Source organism: Clostridium chromiireducens, from assembly GCF_003575225.1.
Lineage (GTDB): Bacteria > Bacillota > Clostridia > Clostridiales > Clostridiaceae > Clostridium > Clostridium chromiireducens.
On the sequence record NZ_QXDJ01000005.1, the window covers coordinates 315,048 to 337,228 of the forward strand.

General features: G+C 30.3%; 20 protein-coding genes. 15 read left to right on the forward strand and 5 right to left on the reverse strand.

Translation table 11 applies throughout. The features are described 5' to 3' along the window. Window positions 1–160 precede the first annotated feature (160 nt). The 9 genes from D2A34_RS20095 to D2A34_RS20135 all read left to right on the forward strand — a co-directional run bounded on the left by D2A34_RS20095 (window position 161) and on the right by D2A34_RS20135 (window position 6,249). Entirely contained in the window at window positions 161–496 is a 336-nt protein-coding gene (locus D2A34_RS20095; protein WP_119367793.1) for a winged helix-turn-helix transcriptional regulator, read from the forward strand. Continuing rightward, complete coding sequence (locus D2A34_RS20100; RefSeq protein WP_079439451.1) at window positions 493–1,149, forward strand: carbon-nitrogen hydrolase family protein; 657 nt, start codon at window positions 493–495, stop codon at window positions 1,147–1,149. Before D2A34_RS20095 ends, D2A34_RS20100 begins: the two co-directional genes overlap by 4 nt. Window positions 1,150–1,473: 324 nt before the next feature. Then, the gene (locus D2A34_RS20105) at window positions 1,474–1,743 is read left to right on the forward strand and encodes a CD3324 family protein (protein WP_119367794.1); all 270 of its coding nucleotides are present in this window, start codon (window positions 1,474–1,476) and stop codon (window positions 1,741–1,743) included. A 111-nt stretch (window positions 1,744–1,854) separates the two neighbouring features. Further along, a complete protein-coding gene (locus tag D2A34_RS20110) occupies window positions 1,855–2,745 on the forward strand; it encodes a GNAT family N-acetyltransferase (RefSeq protein ID WP_119367795.1) in 891 nt (296 codons plus the stop codon). Between the two features lie 287 nt (window positions 2,746–3,032). Continuing rightward, a complete protein-coding gene (gene trxB / locus D2A34_RS20115; RefSeq protein ID WP_119367796.1) occupies window positions 3,033–3,938 on the forward strand; it encodes a thioredoxin-disulfide reductase in 906 nt (301 codons plus the stop codon). Between the two features lie 48 nt (window positions 3,939–3,986). Further along, entirely contained in the window at window positions 3,987–4,472 is a 486-nt protein-coding gene (tpx, locus tag D2A34_RS20120) for a thiol peroxidase (protein ID WP_119367797.1), read from the forward strand. Window positions 4,473–4,769: 297 nt separating this feature from the next. Beyond that, entirely contained in the window at window positions 4,770–4,946 is a 177-nt protein-coding gene (gene rpsU, locus D2A34_RS20125; protein ID WP_079439456.1) for a 30S ribosomal protein S21, read from the forward strand. Window positions 4,947–5,242: 296 nt separating this feature from the next. Beyond that, the gene (locus tag D2A34_RS20130) at window positions 5,243–5,866 is read left to right on the forward strand and encodes a YkgJ family cysteine cluster protein (protein ID WP_182629433.1); all 624 of its coding nucleotides are present in this window, start codon (window positions 5,243–5,245) and stop codon (window positions 5,864–5,866) included. Window positions 5,867–6,000: 134 nt separating this feature from the next. Further along, a complete protein-coding gene (locus D2A34_RS20135; protein ID WP_119367799.1) occupies window positions 6,001–6,249 on the forward strand; it encodes a hypothetical protein in 249 nt (82 codons plus the stop codon). 158 nt (window positions 6,250–6,407) lie between these two features. On the opposite strand, the gene D2A34_RS20140 is transcribed toward D2A34_RS20135, so the two are convergent. Next, complete coding sequence (locus tag D2A34_RS20140) at window positions 6,408–8,669, reverse strand: SPFH domain-containing protein (RefSeq protein ID WP_119367800.1); 2,262 nt, start codon at window positions 8,667–8,669, stop codon at window positions 6,408–6,410. A 476-nt stretch (window positions 8,670–9,145) separates the two neighbouring features. Between D2A34_RS20140 and D2A34_RS20145 the strand changes: the two genes are divergently transcribed. Then, the gene (locus tag D2A34_RS20145; RefSeq protein ID WP_119367801.1) at window positions 9,146–10,177 is read left to right on the forward strand and encodes an SH3 domain-containing protein; all 1,032 of its coding nucleotides are present in this window, start codon (window positions 9,146–9,148) and stop codon (window positions 10,175–10,177) included. Window positions 10,178–10,241: 64 nt separating this feature from the next. Here the strand turns inward: D2A34_RS20145 and D2A34_RS20150 are convergent, their stop codons facing one another. The 3 genes from D2A34_RS20150 to D2A34_RS20160 form a co-directional block, all read right to left on the reverse strand. Continuing rightward, window positions 10,242–10,415: an indolepyruvate ferredoxin oxidoreductase subunit alpha gene (locus D2A34_RS20150; RefSeq protein WP_079439461.1), complete on the reverse strand. Its 174-nt coding sequence runs from the start codon at window positions 10,413–10,415 to the stop codon at window positions 10,242–10,244. Between the two features lie 180 nt (window positions 10,416–10,595). Further along, complete coding sequence (locus tag D2A34_RS20155) at window positions 10,596–11,060, reverse strand: redoxin domain-containing protein (protein WP_079439462.1); 465 nt, start codon at window positions 11,058–11,060, stop codon at window positions 10,596–10,598. A gap of 186 nt (window positions 11,061–11,246) precedes the next feature. Continuing rightward, the gene (locus tag D2A34_RS20160) at window positions 11,247–12,245 is read right to left on the reverse strand and encodes a CAP domain-containing protein (RefSeq protein WP_119367802.1); all 999 of its coding nucleotides are present in this window, start codon (window positions 12,243–12,245) and stop codon (window positions 11,247–11,249) included. Between the two features lie 470 nt (window positions 12,246–12,715). Between D2A34_RS20160 and D2A34_RS20165 the strand changes: the two genes are divergently transcribed. The 5 genes from D2A34_RS20165 (at window position 12,716) to D2A34_RS20185 (ending at window position 21,103) form a co-directional block, all read left to right on the forward strand. After that, complete coding sequence (locus D2A34_RS20165; RefSeq protein WP_182629434.1) at window positions 12,716–14,113, forward strand: hypothetical protein; 1,398 nt, start codon at window positions 12,716–12,718, stop codon at window positions 14,111–14,113. A 374-nt stretch (window positions 14,114–14,487) separates the two neighbouring features. Then, window positions 14,488–16,590, forward strand: coding sequence for a bifunctional diguanylate cyclase/phosphodiesterase (locus tag D2A34_RS20170; RefSeq protein WP_119367803.1), 2,103 nt, complete (start codon window positions 14,488–14,490; stop codon window positions 16,588–16,590). Window positions 16,591–16,854: 264 nt separating this feature from the next. Continuing rightward, entirely contained in the window at window positions 16,855–18,255 is a 1,401-nt protein-coding gene (locus tag D2A34_RS20175) for an MATE family efflux transporter (RefSeq protein WP_079439465.1), read from the forward strand. Between the two features lie 244 nt (window positions 18,256–18,499). After that, a complete protein-coding gene (locus D2A34_RS20180; RefSeq protein ID WP_079439466.1) occupies window positions 18,500–18,742 on the forward strand; it encodes a hypothetical protein in 243 nt (80 codons plus the stop codon). A gap of 87 nt (window positions 18,743–18,829) precedes the next feature. Continuing rightward, a complete protein-coding gene (locus D2A34_RS20185; RefSeq protein WP_079441962.1) occupies window positions 18,830–21,103 on the forward strand; it encodes a glycosyltransferase family 39 protein in 2,274 nt (757 codons plus the stop codon). 179 nt (window positions 21,104–21,282) lie between these two features. Here the strand turns inward: D2A34_RS20185 and D2A34_RS20190 are convergent, their stop codons facing one another. After that, a complete protein-coding gene (locus tag D2A34_RS20190; RefSeq protein WP_079441961.1) occupies window positions 21,283–21,579 on the reverse strand; it encodes a hypothetical protein in 297 nt (98 codons plus the stop codon). Between the last annotated feature and the right edge of the window lie 602 nt (window positions 21,580–22,181).

Below are 22,181 nucleotides of genomic sequence, written 5' to 3' on the forward strand. Positions count from 1 at the left end.
ATCACATATACTTATTATTTTTTTATTCTGTCTAAAATAATAGCATTAATAGAATTATCATAAAAGTACGCACAAGTTTGATATGTAATATCAAAAATGATACTATTAAGGTAATTAAATACAAATGGATTATAATGAAAATGTGTTAGGAGAAAAATTTATGTCCAAAGCAATCGATTTAGAGTCAGAGTGTCCTATGAATCTAACTATAAATATACTTAGCGGAAAGTGGAAATTAGCAATTTTATGGCATTTGTCAAAAGGAGCTATTAGATTTAATGAATTACAAAGATTGTTAGCTAATATTACTCAAAAAACATTGACTATGCAGTTAAAGGAGTTAGAAAGGGATGGAATAATTTATAGAGAAGTTTATCCAGAATCACCGCCAAAAGTAGAGTATGGACTTACAAGTATTGGAGAAAGTATGCAGCCTATTCTAAGTGCAATGTGTGAATGGGGAAAAGATTATAAAAAAAGGGATGGTTATTTATGAGAATTTTAATTGGACAACCAATCCATGAAAGCGGAGTTAAACAACTTGAAAGAGAAATACAAAATAATAAAGGAATCGATATTGTATTATATCCTGAGGGGTATTTAACCAATGAAAAAGCTTTAGATGATGCTTGTAAAATTTCTAGAGATTATAATATTACAATTATTACATCATATAGACATGAAAATAGGGATAGAGCTGTAATAATAAGTAATAAAGGTGAGAAGGTTTTAGAAAGAGCTAAGACTCCACCAGCTGAGGAGGAAAAGTTATATAGACCTTTAGCAATTGAGTATAATGAAATAACAATTGGATATTTATTATGCATGGAAATTCTAAAGGGTGCTAGAGATTTAAAAGAAGTAAATATAAAAATTAACTTTATTGCACATCCAATTGGGGTAGGAATGTTTAGTGATGAGCAATTTGAAGAGTGGATAAGTGAGGCCAAAAAGATTGCTAAGACCTATAATACAATTATAGTTGGAACAAGTCATGCAGACGGTTCTTATAGAAATTGTGGAATATCTATCCCTATTTCGTATTACATTGATAGCAATGGAGAACCTATATTCATATCTAAATCAGATACAAGAACTAGGCTTGTGGACCTAAATACAGGAGTGGTTGAGTTCACAAGAAATCTATAATTGGCGTTCGGTATTTTATATTATGCTTAATTGGTGTATCAATAGCCATTTAAATCAAATGAGAATTTTATATTAACTAATAAATATAAGATAAAGGTTGGTTATTATTATTTATGTACCTTTACTAAGCTTATAAGAATTAATTTTTAAGGAGGTGAAAATTATATGCTAAGAAGAATTATGTTAAGAAATAGTCTGGAGCAAGCTTTATCCCATGCAGAGTAAGGCGTAGTAATACTATTTCTGTATGGGAGTAACAAAATTACTATCTGCTAAGTACTCTGCACTTTGTTTATAAGAGAGTAAACAGGGAGTGTGGATTTTATGAAATATTTAAATGCAGCAGAAGTATTACCTGAAGATTTGCTAATGGAAATTCAAAAGCATATTAAGGGTGAGTTTTTATATATACCAAGTGGTGATGATCATATAAGATGGGGAGAAAAAAATGGTTCGAGAAGTTATTTTGAAAATAGAAATAGACAAATGAAGCAGGAATATAAAAATGGCTTAAGTATAGAAGAAATCTCTCATAATTATGGATTAGCATTTGATACGGTACGTAAAATTGTATATAAAAAATTAGAAGGTTAGGGCTTGAAGATTTCAGGCCCTTTTTTGCATAGGTATAGAATGATTATAGATAAAGTTGGAATATATGAAGTATTTATATAGATATATAATAAACTCAAAGGGGGGATATTTATGTCAATACAATTTAGAAATTATACAAAACAAGCAGGTATTACAGAAGATTATCATAAAGTCAGGAATTTTTTTATAAGATTAGGTTATGCAGAGTTTACATATACACGATGGGATTGGATGGCAACTCATGGGTATTTGGATAGGTCTGCTGTAGGTAAAACAGGTTTATGGGAAGAGGAAGGGAAGATTGTAGGAGTAGCAACCTTTGATTGTCAATTAGGAGAAACATTTTGTCTAGCTTTACCTGAATATGCTTTCTTGAAGAAAGAAATGCTCATTTATGCAAAAGACAATCTTTCTAAGGATGGAAAATTCGGTGTTGTTATTGCGGATACTGATTTGAGATTTCAAGATATTGCTGCGGATTTAGGGTTTAAAGCCACTGAGGAGAAAGAAAATGATGCAATTTTTTATGTAGATAAAACCTCAACCAAATATAATTTACCAGATGGATTTTATATTACTACCATGAAAGAAACTTTTGATTTATATCAATATTTACGAGTATTATGGAAAGGCTTTAATCATGAGTTAAATGGTGAAGGAGAATTTCAATTTACAAAAGAAAAAGAAATTTTAAGTAATGCAGAGATGCTTCGACCTAATGTTGATTTAAATTTAAAGGTGGCAGCTGTAGCTCCAGATGGGAATTTCGCAGCATACTGTGGAATGTGGTATGATCCTCAAGCAGGCTATGCAGTAATAGAACCTGTTGCAACAGATCCAAAATATCGAAAGATGGGACTTGGAAGAGCAGTAGTTTTAGAAGGAATTAGTCGAGTTGGAGAGCTTGGTGCAAAGACAGCTTTAGTGGGTTCTATGCAGCAGTTTTATTACAGTATCGGATTACGTCCTTATAAAACTGCAACCATATGGAGGGAAAAATAATAATTTAATTAAAAAAGTAACTTTTAGGTTTTGGGTGTTGTGAAAAGTTATAAAACGGGCTAGTACAAGCAAATAATGATGTTTGTACTAGCCCTTTTCTTTTGATGTTGATAATAAAATAGTTGACTAATCACACTAATAAAGTTAATATAATAGTATAAAATAAAGTATGATAAAATATAATTTTATAAAATTAATTATTAATTTTAGGACAACTTGCTGGAATTTTAATAAATTATATATTATGAGAAAATATATGAATAACTATTTGGAGAGGTGTTGGTAAAATGAAAGATATTATTATAGTTGGAGGAGGGCCAGCAGCCCTTACAGCAGCATTATACGCAGGCAGAGCAGGATTAGATGCATTAATGCTTGAAAAACAATATGAAGGCGGCCAGATTGTTACTACAAACGAAGTAGAAAATTATCCTGGTTTTCGTAGCATAACAGGTCCAGAACTTGCAAATACTATATATGAACATGCAAAAGATTTCGGAAGTAATATGAAGTATGAGGAAGTAATAGATATAAAAATTGATGGAGATATAAAAAAAGTCATAACTGGTGCTCAAACTTATGAAAGTAAGGTTGTAATTTTATCAATGGGTGCACAGCCCAAAAAAATAGGAATTGATAGAGAAGAAGAACTTACAGGGAAAGGTGTATCATACTGTGCTACTTGTGATGGAGGCTTTTATAGAAAAAAAGTAGTAGCTGTTATAGGAGGAGGAGATACAGCAGTAGAAGATGCTCTTCACCTTTCAAGACTTGCTGAAAAGGTGTATGTAATTATTAGAAAAGATTCGCTTAGAGCAAATAAGTCTGCTCAAAAAAAATTATTTGAAACAAATAATGTGGAAATAATTTTTAACAGCGTAGTTACAAAACTCGAGGGCGAAGAAAGATTGAGTAGCATAGAAATTACAAATAATAATGGCCAGGTAGATTATTTAGAAGTTAATGGAGTTTTTGTAGCAATTGGAAGTGATCCTTCTACAGAATTAGTTAAAGATTTAGTAGCTTTAGATAAAAATGGTTATATTATTGCAGATGAAAGCTGCAAAACAAACGTAGAAGGGATCTTTGCAATCGGAGATATTCGAACAAAAGAAGTTAGGCAGGTACTCACAGCAGCCGCTGATGGAGCAGTCAGCATCTATGGGGCTGAAAAGTATTTAATAAGCCACTAAAAACAATATGTAAAAATATACTATTAATGAATTAGGAGGAATGTAATCATGAAAGTTAAATTTCAAGGAAATGAAATATCATTAGAGGGAAGAGAAATAAAAGTTGGTGATACTGCACCAGATTTTGTTGCAACAGATAATGGTTTAAATGCCGTTAATTCCAAGGATTTTACTGGAAAGAGAGCATATGTAAGTGTACCATCTATAGATACACCAGTGTGCGATTTAGAAGTAAGAAAGTTTAATGAGGAGGCTGCAAAGCTAAATGATGTAAAAATCTATGTATTATCAATGGATTTACCATTTGCACAAGGAAGATGGTGTGGTAATGAGGGGATTAATGCAGTACAAACATTATCTGATTATAAGGATAGAAGCTTTGGTAAAGAATTCGGAACTTACATTAAGGAACTTGGTCTTTTAACAAGAGCAGTATTTGTAGTTGATGAGAATAATAAGATAACTCATGTTGAATATTGCGAAGAAGTAACATCAGAACCAAACTATGAAGCTGCTTTAAACTCATTAAAATAAAGATATATTTAGTTGAATTAATCAATGAGTGTGTGGCTGTTATCTTTTTTGTTAAAAAAAATCACTAATATAAAAATTACTGCATAATTGTGTTCAATATTAGATATAATCACAAGAAAATCATAATAATTATAAAATAATATTACGATATTATGCCAATCTTAACAAGATAATCTATTATTAATCTTTTTTTATGATTGACAGCGTTTTAGTAAATACTGTATAGTATATTATGAGTTTATATTTGTAAACTATATTTGTAGTTTACAATACAGTGCCGGAGGGAGGGATAAAAGTATGTCAGAAATTAAGGTTGGAGAAAATGAATCTCTAGAGCAAGCATTAAGAAGATTTAAGAAAAAATGTTCAATATCTGGAATCCTTTCAGAGGCAAAAAAGAGACAACACTATGAAAAGCCAAGTGTAAAGAGAAAGAAAAAGTCAGAAGAAGCTAGAAAAAGAAAATTTAAATAGCAACTTCAACACTTTGTGTCTCAGCAGTATCCATGGGGGAAACAAAAACTTGCGGAAGTAAGTTACTAAATTTTAAGAAATTAAAAATTTTAGCCTAAAGTTGAAAGTATTTTTAAATAATTTTCTACTTTAGGCTCTTTTATTATTTTTCGCTACTTGAACATGTAGTGTTTCAGAAGTCCCCCAGGGTCCTTGCGAAGTAGAAATATAACTAGATTATTAGAATTAGGGAAAGACGAAATTTGATAATGTAGAATATATAAGAAAAAAATAAATTAAAGATGAGGAACTATAGGGTGAAATTACAATTTGATGCCGAAGGTAAAGTGAATTACGATAAAATTAACAAAAGTACAACAGTTAAAGATATATTAGATTCAGTTGATATATTTTTAAATAATAATCCTCTTGATTGTAGTGGTTGCGAGGAGAGTTGCTGCAAAAAATCTTGGTCAGTAGAAATGGATAATATCTGTGTAAATAAATTGAGTAATTGGAACGATGAGGAAGCTTTAAATTTTGTACAGGAAAAGTTAATTAAAAAGACAAATTATTATAGAGAGTTTGATCAGTATGTATTAAATAAGAAAAAAGACTGCAATTTTATAACAGAAACAAACCTATGCACTATCTATGCGGATAGGCCAATAATATGTAGGCTTTATATTTGTAGTCCAAGAAGTTATAGATATAATGTGATTAGAGAGCTGATAGGAAGTACATATTTACAAGCGCTTGTATATGAAGATGAGATCAGACACAATAATTTGACAAGTAAAACTATTAATGAGTACAAAAGAAATCCAGCAGTTTTTGTTAAAGAGTACGATATACTTTTGGAAGAAATATTTGATTATGCAGAATATGAAGGTTGGCTTGATCTTGATGAAAGAGAAGAATTGTACAAAGAATACAATTAGTGTATTATTCCAATATCAAAAATATTTTAAAAGAAGAGAAAGTAAATATAAAAATGTAACTTTAGTGGTAAATAATTGAATAGAGGTATACAATAGTAATATACATAAAAAATAAAGTTAAAGGGATGATTGAAATGGAATATCTATATTCAATATCAACAGTATTAAGTTACACATTTTTAGTATTACTTTTTGTTCGAGTGCTAATAAATAAGAAAAGTATAGACTTTAAAAGTAATAAAATTGAATGGCAGGTACTTGCAAGTTTAATCACTTTAAGTATTGTACCAATGATGAATACATTTTTGACTGTTTCAATTATTTATATCTCAATATTAATGAAACATGATGACTTTATAAAGCTTATGAACAATGAATTTTAAATAGAGTTAGGTCTTTTTATTGTATGCTGGCCTAATTTATTTCATATGCTTAAAATAGGTTATGTAATCGTTAATGTTATTCTTGTTTCGAAGACAATTAAAGTTAACCCTTGAGATAAACTTACTCAAGGGTTTTTCAGATTTAAAATATATATTTATTAAATATTTTGGGGCTTTTCGATGGAAGTATTTTTTTCTTGTTTATTTGTTTCGGGTTCTTTAGCATAAATAGCAGCGTCTTTATTAACTTCCACTGATTCTTTAGGATTAGTTGTTGGATTTATTATTGACGCATTAGTGCTAGCCATATTAGCTAAAATCATACTCAAAATTCCTTCCATAGCATTAGGTGTTTTTCCGTCAGCGCCGCCAATAATTACTGTTTGTGGAACAAGAGGAGATTTACTTATCTTTAGAGCCTCTGCAAAAGCAGTTAATACGCTTTGTTGTACTTGTAATTCTGGTCCACCATAAGCATCAACTAGGGCTTTAGCAGCAGTACCTTTTGCAAGACCTACCTTTGTTTCCTGCTCAGCATTCGCTTCAGCAACAGCTTTGATATTTAGGGCTTGTGCTGCACCGACTTTTTCAAGCTTGAAGGCTTCAGCGCTAGCTTGTAATTCAACCTGCTTAGCATTAGCAGCAGCATTAAGCTCAGTAGCTTTTGCATTAGCAGCAGCTTCAGCTTCTTTTGTATATCTTAAAGCATCAGCTTCTTGGGTTCTCTTGTATTTATCAGCCTCAGCAAGCTTTTGAGTTTTTAATGCTAATTGTTCAGCAAGTTTTAATTCAGACTTACCTTTGTTGTCAGCAACTTCAATATCGATACTTGATTGAGTAAGAGCTGCCTGAGCTGCACTTTTAGCAACTGCTTCATTAAGTTCTCTTTGTTTTTCTGCCGATTTTTGTTTTGCTTCGTTAGTCTTAATTTCTTCTAAAGCAACCTGTCTGTCTCTAAGCTGTGCAAGGATAAGTTCAATTCTCTTATCTGTTGATGAAGCAGCAGGAGTACCAATTAATACTTCTTGTAATTCTAAGTCATATAATTTAAATTTATCTTTCATTTCACTTGAAGCCTGGTCTTGAATAGAACTTCTATCTTGAATCAATTCAATTAAGGTTTTAGTTTGTCCAATATTTTTAAAGTAACCTGCTATCATAGGATCAAGTGATTGTTCAATAAGTAATTTAATGTCACCAAATCTTTGGATTACTGAAGAAGCTTTTCTATAATCAATATTAAATACTACAGTAAGTGGAAGATTAGGCTCAAAAGCATCTTTAGTTATAAGATTAATTTCTTTTAGGTTATCATCTAATTTATGATCTCCAACCTGACCGCTGATCCATTTTAATATGACATTGGTAGTAGGAACGGGAATAATCTTACCTGCATAAGTATTGAAAGGATACTTACCTGGCATCATGCATTCTCTCCAAATACCTTTTTTACCTTGTTCAACAAGCTCTCCATGAGAGTAGTCAGATCCGGATACATCTTCACCTTTTTCACCAAAATAACTTACAACAACACCAACATAACCAATATCTATAATGCTTTTTGGAACTATGTCAACATTTGCAAATAACCTATTAATAAAGTATACACCATCAGTTAATACTTGCATCTGCTTACCTTTTCTACCGCCAGCAGCTAAGAATTTTTCAGGTTCTTGGAAGTTACTGTGATAATATTCATTAGTAATACCATCGCCAACTATTGGAGCAATTATAGCTCCATTATCTGGAGTAGGGCCCTCATTAACAGTTACTATTCCTATTGTGTCTTTAGTTTTAATATTGTTTCCAAATTCATCTTGCTCAAGATTTTTTGAACTTGAGATAACTACAGGAAGGAAGCCGCTGACTCTAAGTAAATCACTTCTCATAGTTTCTATTTGTTCTGATTCGGCTTTTGAAGTAAATATTGAATGAACTTTATCCTTTGTGATTATGATAAATTGAGCTAAATTAAATGCATAGGTACCTTCACGGAGAAGCTGCCTTTGAGGACCTTTTTGTCCACCATTATTTAAAAAAGCAACTACATCTTGAAAGGCCTTACACTCAGGAATAACTCTTCCTAGGGTTTGTCCGTCAGCAAGGCTTTCTCCTGATCTAGCAAATACATAACCTACTTGCCCTTGTGGTATAGTTACAAGTCGTACCTTTTTTACTTTATACTTAAAAGGTGTTTTAAAATGCACGCCTGCTCTAAGTACGTATGGCTGGTAACCAGCTTCACCTTTTAAGGCAATTAAACCATCGGCTGGTACAGATCCTTTTAAGCTCCACCATTTTTCTACTATACCTACTTCATCTGTTCCGATACTTGTGAATCCTATGCCATAAAGTAATATAAATAGCCCTACGATTCCAATACCTACATAAATTAAAAGGGATATTGTTTCTGAATTCATAAAATTTCCTCCATAATTAATTGTATTTTTTTATATTTATTTATTTAATTGCTATAGATGATAATATATTCCATTAATGATTAATTGTAAATGTCCAAATTAGTCAAATTTCTTCATTAGATTTATTACAGCATCTAATTAGAATAAACTAACCTTAATTCTCTTTTCCAATATCGCTCAATCGCACTAATGCTATCTACGTTATATTCACTTTTAAAGAATATTTCAGTGTTTAGTGATTTATGAGTACTTTATATTGATTTAACTCTTAGAAATTTGATTTATTAAATTTTTTTAATGTTATGTTTGTATAGGCTGGCAACTTCAGTTATTTGGATGATGTAGGCATAGCCATGGGAATAAGATGTTACATGAACATAAAGTTAATCATAGTTAATTTTATAGGGAAGAGGATAAACAATTATATAATTATGTGGTAAAATATATAAGATATGTATATAGGAGGAGTTTGGTGGATGATAAGAAATAAGACACGTTTAAGTGTACTCAGTTCATTAATTGTGGCAGGCAGCATTTTATTTGGAGGCGTTAATGTAAGTGCAGCAACACTAGATCAGAGCAATAAAGTTAATAATAAAGCTTATGTAAATAATCCAGAAGTTCAAATTGATTTAAAATTAAGATTGACTCCTGACCTAAATGGCGAAGTTGAAGGGAATTTATATAATTATGAAAATGTTCAAATTTTAGATACAGTGACGACTAATGGTACTGTATGGGATAAAATTATGTATAATAATAGTAGTTTATATGTAAGTGATGCATACATTAAGCATTATACTGCGCCAACAGATGATGTAGTTAATATTGCAAGAAATATTAGTAAGCAGTTTGAAGTTGGTAACTTAGATCAAATTGCAGGAAATTTTGATGGACAAGGTTTATCTTTAGGATATTTTCAATGGTGTATAGGTCAAGGTACGTTACAGCCTATCCTTAATAGAATGGATAGGGAATATAATGATGAAATGAAAAGCATTTTTGGAACTAACTATAATAGCATTCATAACATGATAGTTGATACAACAGAAAATCAACTTGCATGGGCCAGAACTATTAATGATTCTACAAATAAAATTACACAGCCTTGGTATTCACAGTTTGTTAGTTTATGCAATAATCAGCACTTTATAAATATTGAATTAGATGCTGAAGCGTATAAAGTTTCACAAGCAATGATTATTTGTGATAAGTATAATTTAAAATCAGTAAGGGGATTTGCTCTTGCTTTTGATATAGCTGTACAAAATGGAAGCATAAGCTCAGAGGCTGCTAAAATTATTGATACTGCTCTTGCACAAAAGCCTGGTATGATTGAAAAAGATCTGTTAAAGGTAATTGCAAACGCTGTAGCAGATACTTCCATTAATAATCCTGACGATATCCGATCAAGAAAAATTTCTATAGTTAATGGAACAGGAAAAGTTCACGGACTTATGCTTGATCTAGATAGGAATTATGGATTAAGCGATAGTTACTGGAGATAAATAGCGTATAAAACATAAAGATATAGCCTCTACTTTTGTGAAGTAGAGGCTATATGTTCTAAAATTATTCAGCTGAAATTGCACCAAAACCACAAGAGCTTAGGCAAGTTCCACAATCTACACAAACACTAGCATCAATTGCGTAGCTCCCACTTTGCATGCTTATACAAGATGTAGGACAATCACTTTTGCAAGCACCACATGCTTGACATTCATCAGAATTAATAACATAAGCCATAGTTAATACCTCCTTAATAATTATTTTTACAAAATCAAAGTAGCATACTAAATTATGCCTTCATTTTTATAAAAACTGATAAATAAAAAGAGGCACACAATGAATAATTCGCATTGTGTACCTCTTCGTACTTTATAATTTTATTATAGGCATGTATGACTTATATGTCAATTAATCCTGCTATGAATTATTGGATAAAATCTGAAGAACTTCATTGATATCTGGCAGTTGTTCTGATGGATAAACTTTGACCCATTGTATTTTACCACTTTCATTAATAATGATGTTGGCTCGCTTTGACATTCCTTTAGTATCATCAAATATTCCATAGTCACGAGCTATTTTGCCGTGAGGCCAAAAATCAGATGGAAGACTAACATTCTTAATCTGCAGTAACGTTGCCCATGCTTCTTTACAAGGCTGAGGATCTACACTAAATCCTAGGGGAACGGTGTTGAGACCTTGAAAGTTTTGAAAATTAGTTTCCAATGAGCGCATTTGATCAGTGCAGACTGGAGTCCAAGCTATAGGATGCCAGGAAAGAAGTACTTTTTTTCCTTTGTAATCAGATAAAGATATATTTTGCTTATTATTATCTTTTGCAGTAAAGTCTGGCGCATCTGTGCCTATTGAAATTGGAGTCATTATAATCTTCCTTTCATCTTTTATTTTTTCATCTATTTATATAGAGTCCCCTATACTAAAATTTTTATGAAAATTAAAGAAAAATTGTATAATACAAAGCTTCCATGACATGTATCTTGGTTTAAAAAAAGAGACTAGTTACAAAATTATAATTAAGTAACTAGTCTCTTTAACTGTATATAATTATTAATTTGAAAATTCTTGAGATCCCATATATTTTCCGTTTCCGTAGATTACACCTATACCAACTTTATTATATGAAGCATTCATCATATTAGCTCTGTGACCTGGTGAATTCCACCATTGATTAAATAATTCAACTGGATCACTAGTATTGTATGCAATATTTTCTCCTGTTGTAGTATATTTGTATCCTATATCTTGTAACCAGTTTGTCCACTTAGTTCCATCTGGATTTGTGTGGTCAAAGAAGTTATTTTGTATCATATCATTACTCTTGTATCTTGCTACTTGTACTAATGTATTATCCATAGTAAGAGGCTGAAGACCAGCTTCTGTTCTTTTTGCATTCATTAATTCAAGAATTTTTTGTTCAGCTGAAGCTTGTACTGTTATTGAATATTTTGTTGGCAATTTAGGTAACCCCTGTACATCAACTGAATTCGTATTTGATGAAACATCAGTGGTAGTTTTATCATTTTTAATATTATTTGTCTTATCAATGTTATCTAAATTGGCTGTATTATTAGTAACTTTTTCTATGTTTTGTGTACTTCCAGAATTCGCATTTGTTTCTTGATTATTTGTTGAAGTACTAACTGTAGATGTTTTATTATTATCTTTAACTATGTTATTATTTGAATCAAAAACTTTATTAACAACTGGTGTTTTCTCATTAGGAACTTGTCCGTTTGAAGTAGTTGTATTAGTTTCGTTATTTGCTATGGCTTTTCCAATTTTCATTATACCTAATTGGCTTAACAAATCAGTTTGTCCATTAACATTGGTAACTCCTGTTTGCATTGTACCAGTATTATAAAAGTTATACAATTTACCGTCATTCATTATTAAACCTTTATTTAAAATGTTATTTAAAATCGTATTATAATAAGTATTAGCATTTGAATCAAAAGTTGCTGCAGATACTCCTAATGATGAGAAACTACCAATAGTTGTAGCTGCGATAACTGATGTTATTATTTTTCTTAAAGAATTCTTCATCATAAGTTTTTCTCCTTCTATATGTTTTATTTGCCTCCTTGAATTTCAGATAAACAATAAACATTTTTTGAATGTTTGCTGTTTTCAAGTGAGGTCATGTGTCTATACTAACATTTTTATGACAACATTCAAGACGAAAATCTTTTGCTAAAGTCTTTTAAATGATATAGGCACAAAATCTCTTGAGTATGGTCTTATATGTTGCTTTATGCACCACGATATCATCAAGAAGCTTTCAATGCAAAGGATAGACCCCATTAATATTTTAAAATAATTATATAAAAAACTAATATCAGCTATTAGGAAAGGTGAAGAGAAAACTTTTATTTAGAATATTATTCCTATAAAAATCAGGATAAAGAGTGAAAGGATAAGCTAAGAATAAATATTTGCTAATATCCCCTAAATATAAGTAACTAAGTTTATGTTTCTGACATAATATAACAATATATTAACTTATATAGGTGAAATACATGATTAACTTAATATTAACACCACTTCATTATATTTATCTTATCTTTATCATCATATTAATTTTTGCGATGGTTAAGAAAAAAGATATATCGCTGTTATGTATAATAGGTATTTTCATTCTAGGATTAGCAGGGACAGGTTCTATGTATAAATCCGTCATGGGAGTATTTAATAGTTTTATATATGCAACGAAGGAGCTTATACCTACTATTTTTATTATCTCTATTATCAGTGCTATGAGTAACACGTTAATGGATTCAGGAATAAATGATGAAATGGTTTCTCCTTTCAAAGGAATTATTAAAAACTATTGGATAGCTTATTGGGTTATCGGAATTGTAATGATGATTTTATCATGGTTCTTCTGGCCATCACCAGCAGTAGCGCTTATAGGAGCATTATTTTTACCAATAGCTAAAAAAGCAGGGCTTCCAGCTATGGGGGTAGCTATTTCAATGAACTTATTTGGACATGGTATAGCTTTATCTAGTGACTATATTATCCAAGCAGCACCTAAACTCACAGCAGATGCGGCAGGTATACCTGTTGCTAATGTTATATCTGCAAGTATTCCACTTGTGATTACAATGGGTATAGTGACAACCACAGCGGCATTTTATTATCTTAGAAAAGACATTAAGGCAGGAGCTATAACTAATGAATATGAAATTGAAGAAACAACAGGAAATTCTGAAGTCTCAATGCTTATTCATTCAAAAAAATTAAGAAGGATTTTAGCTTTATCAATATTAGTTCTTTTTGCTTTAGATATCTTTATTATGTATGTTGCTAAATTGCAAGGTGGCGATGCTACAGCTCTTATAGGTGGTACTGCAATATTTATATTAAGCTTTATTTCAGTAATAATATATAAGGAAAATTCCTTAGAAAAAGTTACTGATAATCTAGTTAGTGGTCTTCAATTTGGGTTTAAGATTTTTGGTGTTGTTATACCTATAGCTGCCTTCTTTTATTTAGGCGATTCAGCGTTTACTGAGATTTTTGGGAAAATACTCCCTGAAGGATCTAATGGTATAGTAAATGATCTAGGCGTTGCACTTGCGAATAATGTACCAATTAACTCGGTTGTTTCAGCTAGCACACTCACAGTTGTTGGTGCAATTACAGGATTAGATGGTTCAGGTTTTTCAGGAATATCTTTAGTTGGATCTATAGCTAAAATATTCTCAACTGCTATAGGTGGAGGCGTAGCAACGCTAACAGCTCTAGGTCAAATAGCAGGAATATGGGTAGGTGGGGGAACCGTAATCCCTTGGGCGCTAATACCTGTAGCGGCTATCTGTCGTGTAGATGCTTTTGAATTGGCAAAGAAAAATCTTAAGCCAGTAGTTATAGGGTTAGTAGTTACGACCATAGTGGCAATATTTATCATTTAGAAATAGGGATGACTAATTTATAAGTGCACTTATTTCTTTATAAAACCAGAGTTTAATAATAATCTCTGGTCTTATTTTATTGATGAGATAATAAAAAAGTATAATAACATATATTTGTGAACCCATATCTTTTACTAATTAAACAAAAAACAATCCATATCAGTATGAATAGTATTATTTTTTTCAAATTAGTACAAAATTTTACATAAGAGTGGTATAATTTATTTTGAATAATATAATCAAACTTTAAATAATAATGTCGATAATAATATATGAATAAATGTTTAGTTTTTAATTCAACTTTAAATTAACACTATTTTAGAAACTAAACGGAATAATATTTAATTTTTTTAATTATGAGAGGGTGAGTAAGATTGCTGAAAAAGTTGGAGTCATACAAAAGAAGAAATAATGAACTAGTAGAGAGAGATTTAGAATTTTATCTAAATAATGATTATAAAATATCTCCGTATTATGAAGCACTAAGAATATCAATTATATACGGAATTATCGGAGCATTATGGATTCTGCTATCTGATAGATTGCTTGGAAAATTCATTACCAATATGGATATTTATATAGAAGTAGCAACATATAAAGGATGGCTGTATGTTTTAATAACCACGATATTAATCTACTTATTGGTTTTAAAGAGGGTTATTTTGGTAGAAAAAACTTTAAAAACAATAGCTAGAAATTTTGAAGCACTAAGTGCTAATAATGAAGAACTAATAGCATTGGAAGATGAACTAAGAAAAAAGTTTGAGGAATTAGAAAAACAAAATGATGCACTTCTGATAAGCGAGCAGAGATATGAATTAGCTGTTGAAGGTGCAGATTGTTGTATTTGGGATTGGGAAGTGGAAAAAGATAAATATTATTTTTGTATGAATTGGAAAAGTTATCTTGGATACGAGAATGATGAAGTGGAGAATACTTTACAGGGATGGATAAAATTAATTCACCAGGAAGATAAAATTAATGTTGTTTCTCAAATAAATGACTATATTCTATCTAATTCTAGTTCGTACGAAAGTATATATAGGATGGTATGCAAAAATGGAGAAGAAAAGTGGGTGTTAAGCAAAGCTAAAGCAATAAGAAATTCTGATGGTAAAATTGTTAGAATGGCTGGTTCGCACACAGATATTACAGAACAAAAATTAATACAAAATCAACTTAATTCTTTAGCTTATAAAGATATGTTAACAGAATTGCCTAATAGACTTTCGTTTGAGCTAAAAGTAAATGAGTTAATTAACACTGATAAGAATAATGACTCGAATACAAAATTTGCCTTACTTTATATGGATATAGATAATTTTAAGCATGTAAATGATACGTTGGGACATACTTCTGGAGATTTACTTTTAAAATATATTTCCAATATATTAAAATATCAAGTAAAAGCACCTGATTTTGTAGCGAGATTAGGTGGAGATGAATTTGCAATTATTTTTGAAGACATAAAAAATAGGCAGGAAATAATTGATAAAGTTCAGAAATTAATAAAATATTTAAGAAGACCATGGGTGATTGATAAACAAGAGTTTTTTATTTCTCATAGTATAGGAATTGCAATTTATCCAGAAGATGGCGATAATCTGTCTACATTACTTAAAAATTCAGATGTGGCAATGTATTTTGTAAAGAAAAATATGAAAGATAATTATTGTTTTTATCTGCAAGAAATTCAAGAAGAGAATTCCAAAAAAATAAAAATTATTAATGATTTAAGACGTGCAATAGAAAATAAAGAATTTAATCTTTTTTATCAACCCATAATTGATTTAAATAGTGAAAAAATCATAGGAGTAGAAGCATTAATAAGGTGGTTTCACCCAATAAGGGGGATGATTCCACCAATGGAATTTATACCGTTAGCTGAGGAAAATGGATTGATACATGATATTGAAAGTTGGATATTAGAAACAGCATTAATGCAGAAAAAGCAATGGGAAGATATGGGGTATGCTGATTTAAAAATGTCCATAAATATCTCAGGCAAAAGTGTTACAAGAGAGGGATTCATAAATGAAGTTAAAGATTTACTATCAAGAGTAAAAATTAAAAATGATAATATTCAATTTGAGGTAACTGAAACAGCACTTATGAATGATTTAAATACATCTATAAAAGTCCTAAGAGAAATAAAAGATATGAATATAAAAATAGCATTAGATGATTTTGGTACAGGATATTCTTCACTAACATATATTAAGAAGTTACCAATAGATGTTGTTAAACTTGATAAAGATTTTATTAAGAACATATCAAAAATAGAAGAGGAAGAAGTAATTGTAGATTATGTGATAAAACTTACTCACCAATTAAATTTGAAAATTGTTGCAGAAGGTATTGAAACAAAGGAACACTTGGAATTTTTGAAATTAAATGGTTGCGATTATGGACAAGGGTATTTCTTTAGTAAACCTATTACTAAAGAGGAAATTGAGAAATTACTGAATATTGGATAGGACTTATTTAACGATATTAAGGTGATAAATTACATAAAGAAATGTGCAAAAAAAAATAGATGGCCAGCCATCTATTTTTTAAGTTTAAGCGGTATTTTAATTAATTGTAACATTTTATAAATTGATAGAGTATAATTTGTAGTGTTATCTAGCATTTGGATAATTAACAAAATAAATCTTGATAATGCTTAGAATTTTTCATATGATTTATGTAATTAACGATAACATAAGTTAAAATTACAAATGTCTTTAGGAGGAAGTTTAATGGCTGGTACTAAAAATTTAACACAAGGCAATCCTGCCAAATTAATATTATTATTTACTGTTCCATTATTAATTGGTAATATATTTCAACAATTTTATAATATAGCTGATACATTTATTGTTGGACGTACTATAGGTATTAACGCTTTAGCTGCTGTAGGTTGTACAGGCGGTATCATGTTTTTGATTTTAGGCTTTGCTCAAGGTTTAACAGGTGGACTTTCCATTATTACGGCCCAGAAATTTGGAGCAGGTGATAAAAAAGCAATTAAAGAAAGTTATTTTACAGGTATAATCATTAGTATGATAGTAACTATAGTTCTTACTATAATAAGTACAATTTTTGCTAGGGATATATTAGAAGCCTTAAATACACCAGCAGAGATTATAGATGATGCATATAATTTTATGTTTATAATATTTCTTGGAATAATAGCTTCAATGTTTTTTAATTTCTTTTCAAATGTTATAAGAGCTTTGGGAGATAGTAGAACACCACTTATATATTTAGTAGTAGCATGTATTTTAAATATAATTTTAGAGTTTGGTTTTATTTTAATCTTTAAGATGGGGGTAAGAGGAGCAGCGCTAGCAACCGTTTTAGCACAAGGAGTTTCAGCTTTATTATGTATATGGTACATAAAAAGATATTTACCAATACTTAAATTAACAAAAAGCGATTTGAAAATATCAAAGAGTGTTTTTATAGAACATTTAAAAATCTCTCTGCCAATGGCATTTCAATTGTCTATAATAGCAATTGGCACTCTTGTAGTGCAATTTGCACTTAATAGTCTTGGTGCTGTTTCTGTTGCTGCTTATACAGCGGCTCAAAAAATTGATACTATTGCAGTTCAGCCAATGATTTCTATAGGTATCACAATGGCTACCTATACAGCTCAAAATTATGGTGCAAAAAAATATGACAGAATAAAAGAAGGAGTAAGAAAGTGTGTTCTTATATCAGTAGTTTTCAGTGTTATTGTAGCAATTATTAATATATTCGCAGGACAATATCTAACAGCAATTTTCGTTGGATTTGATCAAAAGGAAGTTATATCCTTATCACAAATATATTTAACTTCCAATGGAATATTTTATTTTGTGCTTTCAATGCTTTTTATATACAGGAACACTCTTCAAGGCTTAGGTCAAAGCTTTATTCCAACCGTTGCAGGTATTATGGAATTATTAATGAGAACTTTAGCTGCGATAATGTTGTCAAGGACATTTGGATTCTTAGGAGTATCTCTATCAAATCCTTTAGCGTGGTTTGGAGCATGTATCCCACTTGCTTGCGCTTATTATATTTCTATAAATAAAATAGAAAAAGAACAGTTAGAAAAAGAAAATTATTCAGACGAGAATGATATAAATGCATGTAGTTGTGTGAATAAGTAAAAAAGAATAGGAATTATTTATTTTTAACATATTCTCCACAATATAACGTTAGTATATAAATACCATGTTGAAGTTATCTTTAATATGGTATTTTCTGTTGCGAAGAAAAATGAACAATAATAAAATTACTTGTTAAGGAAATGTACAGGTTAATATATTAAATTATAAATAAGTTAAAGCAATCTAAAAGAGTTTTAGGCCATAGTTAATAAGTAAGAAGTACATTTGATTTGGGGTGATAAGGATGAATGATAAATTAGTTTATAGATATGAAAATAGAATTTCAAATTTTTTTATAGGAATGATTTTAGTATTTATTAGTACTGTAAAGATTATGTTTAATAAAAATGAATTAATGAATTTTACAATGAGGATTGGAGTTAATATGATGATGTTTGGAGTAATCTTAGGATTTATTGGTGTAGTTGGGCAATATATTGGCAAAATTCTTAAAGAGAGCAAAGGAAAACAAAGTTATTATAATTAACAATATAAAAAATCATAATGGAATTTGTGTTGTAAAAATATGACAATGTTAATCTATATAAAAGCGATTTAATTAGGAGGAAAAATTATGAAAAGATTTAAGTTGACTAAAGAAAACATATGTATAACATTAATTTTAATATTATCTGCTGTATTGAATTTTGCAAATATAGGAATTGAAGGATATGGAAATGGTTATTATGCTGCTGGCGTAAAGAGTATGACGCTAAGCCTCAAAAATTTCTTCTTTGTGTCTTTTGATCCAGGAAGCTTTGTAACAATTGATAAGCCGCCAATGGGATTTTGGATACAAGCGATTTTTGCTAAAATATTTGGTTTCAGTGGATGGAGTATACTTTTGCCACAAGCAATAGCGGGTGTGATTTCAGTTTATCTTATATATTATATTGTTAAAAGGTCTTTTGGAAGTGTAGCTGGACTTATTTCAGCATTATGTCTTGCAATAACTCCAGTATTTGTAGCGGCAAGCAGAAATAATACCATAGATAATTTACTAGTAGTAACATTATTATTTGCTTGTTTAGCTCTTACTAAAGCAGTGGAAGCTGGAAAGGCTAAATATCTTTATATAAGCTTATTACTCGTAGGTATTGGCTTTAATATAAAAATGTTGGAAGCATATATGATTGGTCCGGCTTTATATATAACATATCTTCTTTCTACAACTATACCATTTAAAAAGAGAATTGGACACCTTGTAATAGGATCAGTTATTTTACTAGCAGTATCTTTATCATGGGCAGTAATTGTAGATTTGGTACCAGCTCAAAATAGACCTTATGTAGGGAGTAGTACTAATAACAGTGAATTAGAATTAATAATTGGACACAATGGTTTAGAAAGACTTGGGCTAAGCGGTAATTCAGGTGGAGGTCCTGGCAGTAGAAGTAATAATGCTGATAATAATGGTAATAAGACGTCTCAAGGTGCTCCAGACGGAGATAACAAAGGAAGTATGTCAAGCGGCACCCAAAACGATGATCAACAAGTAGGAATGTCAAGCGGCGGTCCAAATGGTGATGAAATGGGTGGTCAAGGAGCGCCTACTGATGGAACAATGCAAGGTGATGGAAATGGGCGAGATCGTGGTAATATGCAGCCGCCTAGTGGAGGAATGATAGATGGTGGCGGACCAGGAGGTCAAGGCGGTCTTCAAGGTACATTTGGGGCACAAGTAAGCGCAGGTCTTTCGAGATTATTTGTTAAAAGTAGTTTATCAGATCAAATAGTTTGGTTTTTACCACTTGCATTATTAGGATTTATAGCAGGTGCACTAAAAGAAAAATTAGGAGTAAAATTAGATAATAAGAGGAAATCTTCATTAGTATTATGGTTTGTGTGGTTGTTCCCTGAGTTTATATATTTTAGTTTCACAACAGGATTATTCCATCCATACTATCTAACAATGATGGCACCTCCGGCAGCGGCTTTATCAGGAATTGGAATTACTACAATGTGGGAATTCTATAAAGAAGGAAAGTGGAAAGCGTGGCTTTTACCAATAGCTTTTGTTATAGAAGGATTGACTCATTTGATGATGTTATCTTACTTTACAAGCAATCTATCGGCTGCTACAAGAAATATAATTTTAATATCACTAGTAGTGTGTTTTGCGGCATCAGCAATATTAAGTATTCTAAATATATCAACTTTTATTAAAAGAAACGATACTGTAGCTATAGCGAAGGATAATTTTAATAAGAATATAAAATTGAAGAAAGCATTAACAGTAATTGCTACAATATCTATTTTAGTTACACCATTTATTGGAGCAAGTGCAGCACTAATTCATAGTGTAAATAGTAGTATTCCTACTGCTGGATTAGAACTTCTCTCAAATAGTCAAGGAGAAGGCTTTGGATCAAGAGGAGAGGGCCTCAGCAGTGAAAATTCTAAGTTAATTGATTTCTTAAAAAGTAATAAAACAACTGAAAAATATCTACTTGTAGTCTCTTCATCTCAAAGTGCAGATAGTATAATAATTCAAACAGGTGAACCGGTAATGGCTCTTGGTGGCTTCACAAGTGATAATATATTAACTTTAGATCAATTTAAAGAAATGGTTAAGAACGGAGAATTAAGATATGTACTCACAGGAGGCATGGGAAGAGGCGGAAACAGTGAAATTATGAATTGGGTTACTGAAAATGGTACAGCAGTTCCTGAAGGTGAATATAAGGACACTGCGGTAAGTAATCAACAAAGCAATAAAAATTCACAAGCTGCAGATGAAAATAATGACCAAAATTCAAACTCAAGAAAACAAAATCAAGAAGGTTTTGGTGGAAATAATTCAGGACAGCTTTATGATTTAAAAGCAGTAGCAGATACTTTGAAATAAATAGAAAATTAACCGTATAATTTAACCAAGAGATTTTTCTCGTCGTTAAAAGTATAGAGTTTAATACTATATGAGTAGGTTAGTTGTTGTATAATGTGAGTAATTTAAAATCTGATATATAATTAAATTACCACCTGAAATATAATTTCAGGTGGTAATTTATGCTGTATCAATATTAATTAGGGTGCATGAAGTATCATCTTATCTAATTTTATTCTAAAACCTCTAAATTCGTTAGCAAAAAACATGGTGACGAAAATAAATGCTAAAATTGAGAATCTTAAACCATGGGAAATAGGAAGTTTAGTTCTTTTTAGCATCATTTTTAAAGTAATCAATACTGAAACAATTAGTAATGGTTGAAGTATTTTCTGAATATCTCCCTTAATAAGAAAGTAAATAAAACAAATAAAAGCAAGAGCATATAAAAATAATTCAAAATAGTCATTAAAAGTGTAATTTTTTTTATATTTCATTTTTACTCTCCTATCTTAAAATATTAATTTATACCTACTATATCTATACATTAATTTAGAATATTATATATAAATCAACAAGTCGCATTGATGAGACTTTGTAAAAACATAAGGGGTGTACTACGGTACAAACAATATTAGACGAAAATTAAGAAACAGGCAATTATATTTTTGAGTTAAATTTACCGTATTATTTTAAAATAGGGAATTATATCATGAAAGTATAATTATATATTAGAGGCTGATATTCTCTCAAATTTAGAAAATATCGGCTTTAATTATTTTATATTAAATTTATACTATAGGTCTTTAAGGAGCAAATCATCTTAAGAATCAGTTAATAAATTTATTGACTCATTTTAGAGGTAATTAAGTCTTTTTGGAGAATAAGTATAATATATGATTATAAGTAATTTTTAGGGAAAAAGTATAAGAAAATTTATTTACTTAAGCATTTCTATTGAAAGTAATTTACATTCTTATGGATTTACCGTTTGCTGTTTTTCGGTGAAAATAAAGGAGGTTAGTGCAGAGGGATTAGAGCTGTTGCAATAATATAAGAGTAAGTGGAAATAAATCTAACTAACAAAACTAAAATTTAT

Coding starts and splice junctions, on each gene's coding strand:
- D2A34_RS20095 (WP_119367793.1), top strand. CDS start 161: ATGTCCAAAGCAATCGATTTAGAGTCAGAGTGTCCTATGAATCTAACT.
- D2A34_RS20100 (WP_079439451.1), top strand. CDS start 493: ATGAGAATTTTAATTGGACAACCAATCCATGAAAGCGGAGTTAAACAA.
- D2A34_RS20105 (WP_119367794.1), top strand. CDS start 1,474: ATGAAATATTTAAATGCAGCAGAAGTATTACCTGAAGATTTGCTAATG.
- D2A34_RS20110 (WP_119367795.1), top strand. CDS start 1,855: ATGTCAATACAATTTAGAAATTATACAAAACAAGCAGGTATTACAGAA.
- trxB (WP_119367796.1), top strand. CDS start 3,033: ATGAAAGATATTATTATAGTTGGAGGAGGGCCAGCAGCCCTTACAGCA.
- tpx (WP_119367797.1), top strand. CDS start 3,987: ATGAAAGTTAAATTTCAAGGAAATGAAATATCATTAGAGGGAAGAGAA.
- rpsU (WP_079439456.1), top strand. CDS start 4,770: ATGTCAGAAATTAAGGTTGGAGAAAATGAATCTCTAGAGCAAGCATTA.
- D2A34_RS20135 (WP_119367799.1), top strand. CDS start 6,001: ATGGAATATCTATATTCAATATCAACAGTATTAAGTTACACATTTTTA.
- D2A34_RS20140 (WP_119367800.1), bottom strand. CDS start 8,669: ATGAATTCAGAAACAATATCCCTTTTAATTTATGTAGGTATTGGAATC.
- D2A34_RS20145 (WP_119367801.1), top strand. CDS start 9,146: ATGATAAGAAATAAGACACGTTTAAGTGTACTCAGTTCATTAATTGTG.
- D2A34_RS20150 (WP_079439461.1), bottom strand. CDS start 10,415: ATGGCTTATGTTATTAATTCTGATGAATGTCAAGCATGTGGTGCTTGC.
- D2A34_RS20155 (WP_079439462.1), bottom strand. CDS start 11,060: ATGACTCCAATTTCAATAGGCACAGATGCGCCAGACTTTACTGCAAAA.
- D2A34_RS20160 (WP_119367802.1), bottom strand. CDS start 12,245: ATGATGAAGAATTCTTTAAGAAAAATAATAACATCAGTTATCGCAGCT.
- D2A34_RS20165 (WP_182629434.1), top strand. CDS start 12,716: ATGATTAACTTAATATTAACACCACTTCATTATATTTATCTTATCTTT.
- D2A34_RS20175 (WP_079439465.1), top strand. CDS start 16,855: ATGGCTGGTACTAAAAATTTAACACAAGGCAATCCTGCCAAATTAATA.
- D2A34_RS20180 (WP_079439466.1), top strand. CDS start 18,500: ATGAATGATAAATTAGTTTATAGATATGAAAATAGAATTTCAAATTTT.
- D2A34_RS20185 (WP_079441962.1), top strand. CDS start 18,830: ATGAAAAGATTTAAGTTGACTAAAGAAAACATATGTATAACATTAATT.
- D2A34_RS20190 (WP_079441961.1), bottom strand. CDS start 21,579: ATGAAATATAAAAAAAATTACACTTTTAATGACTATTTTGAATTATTT.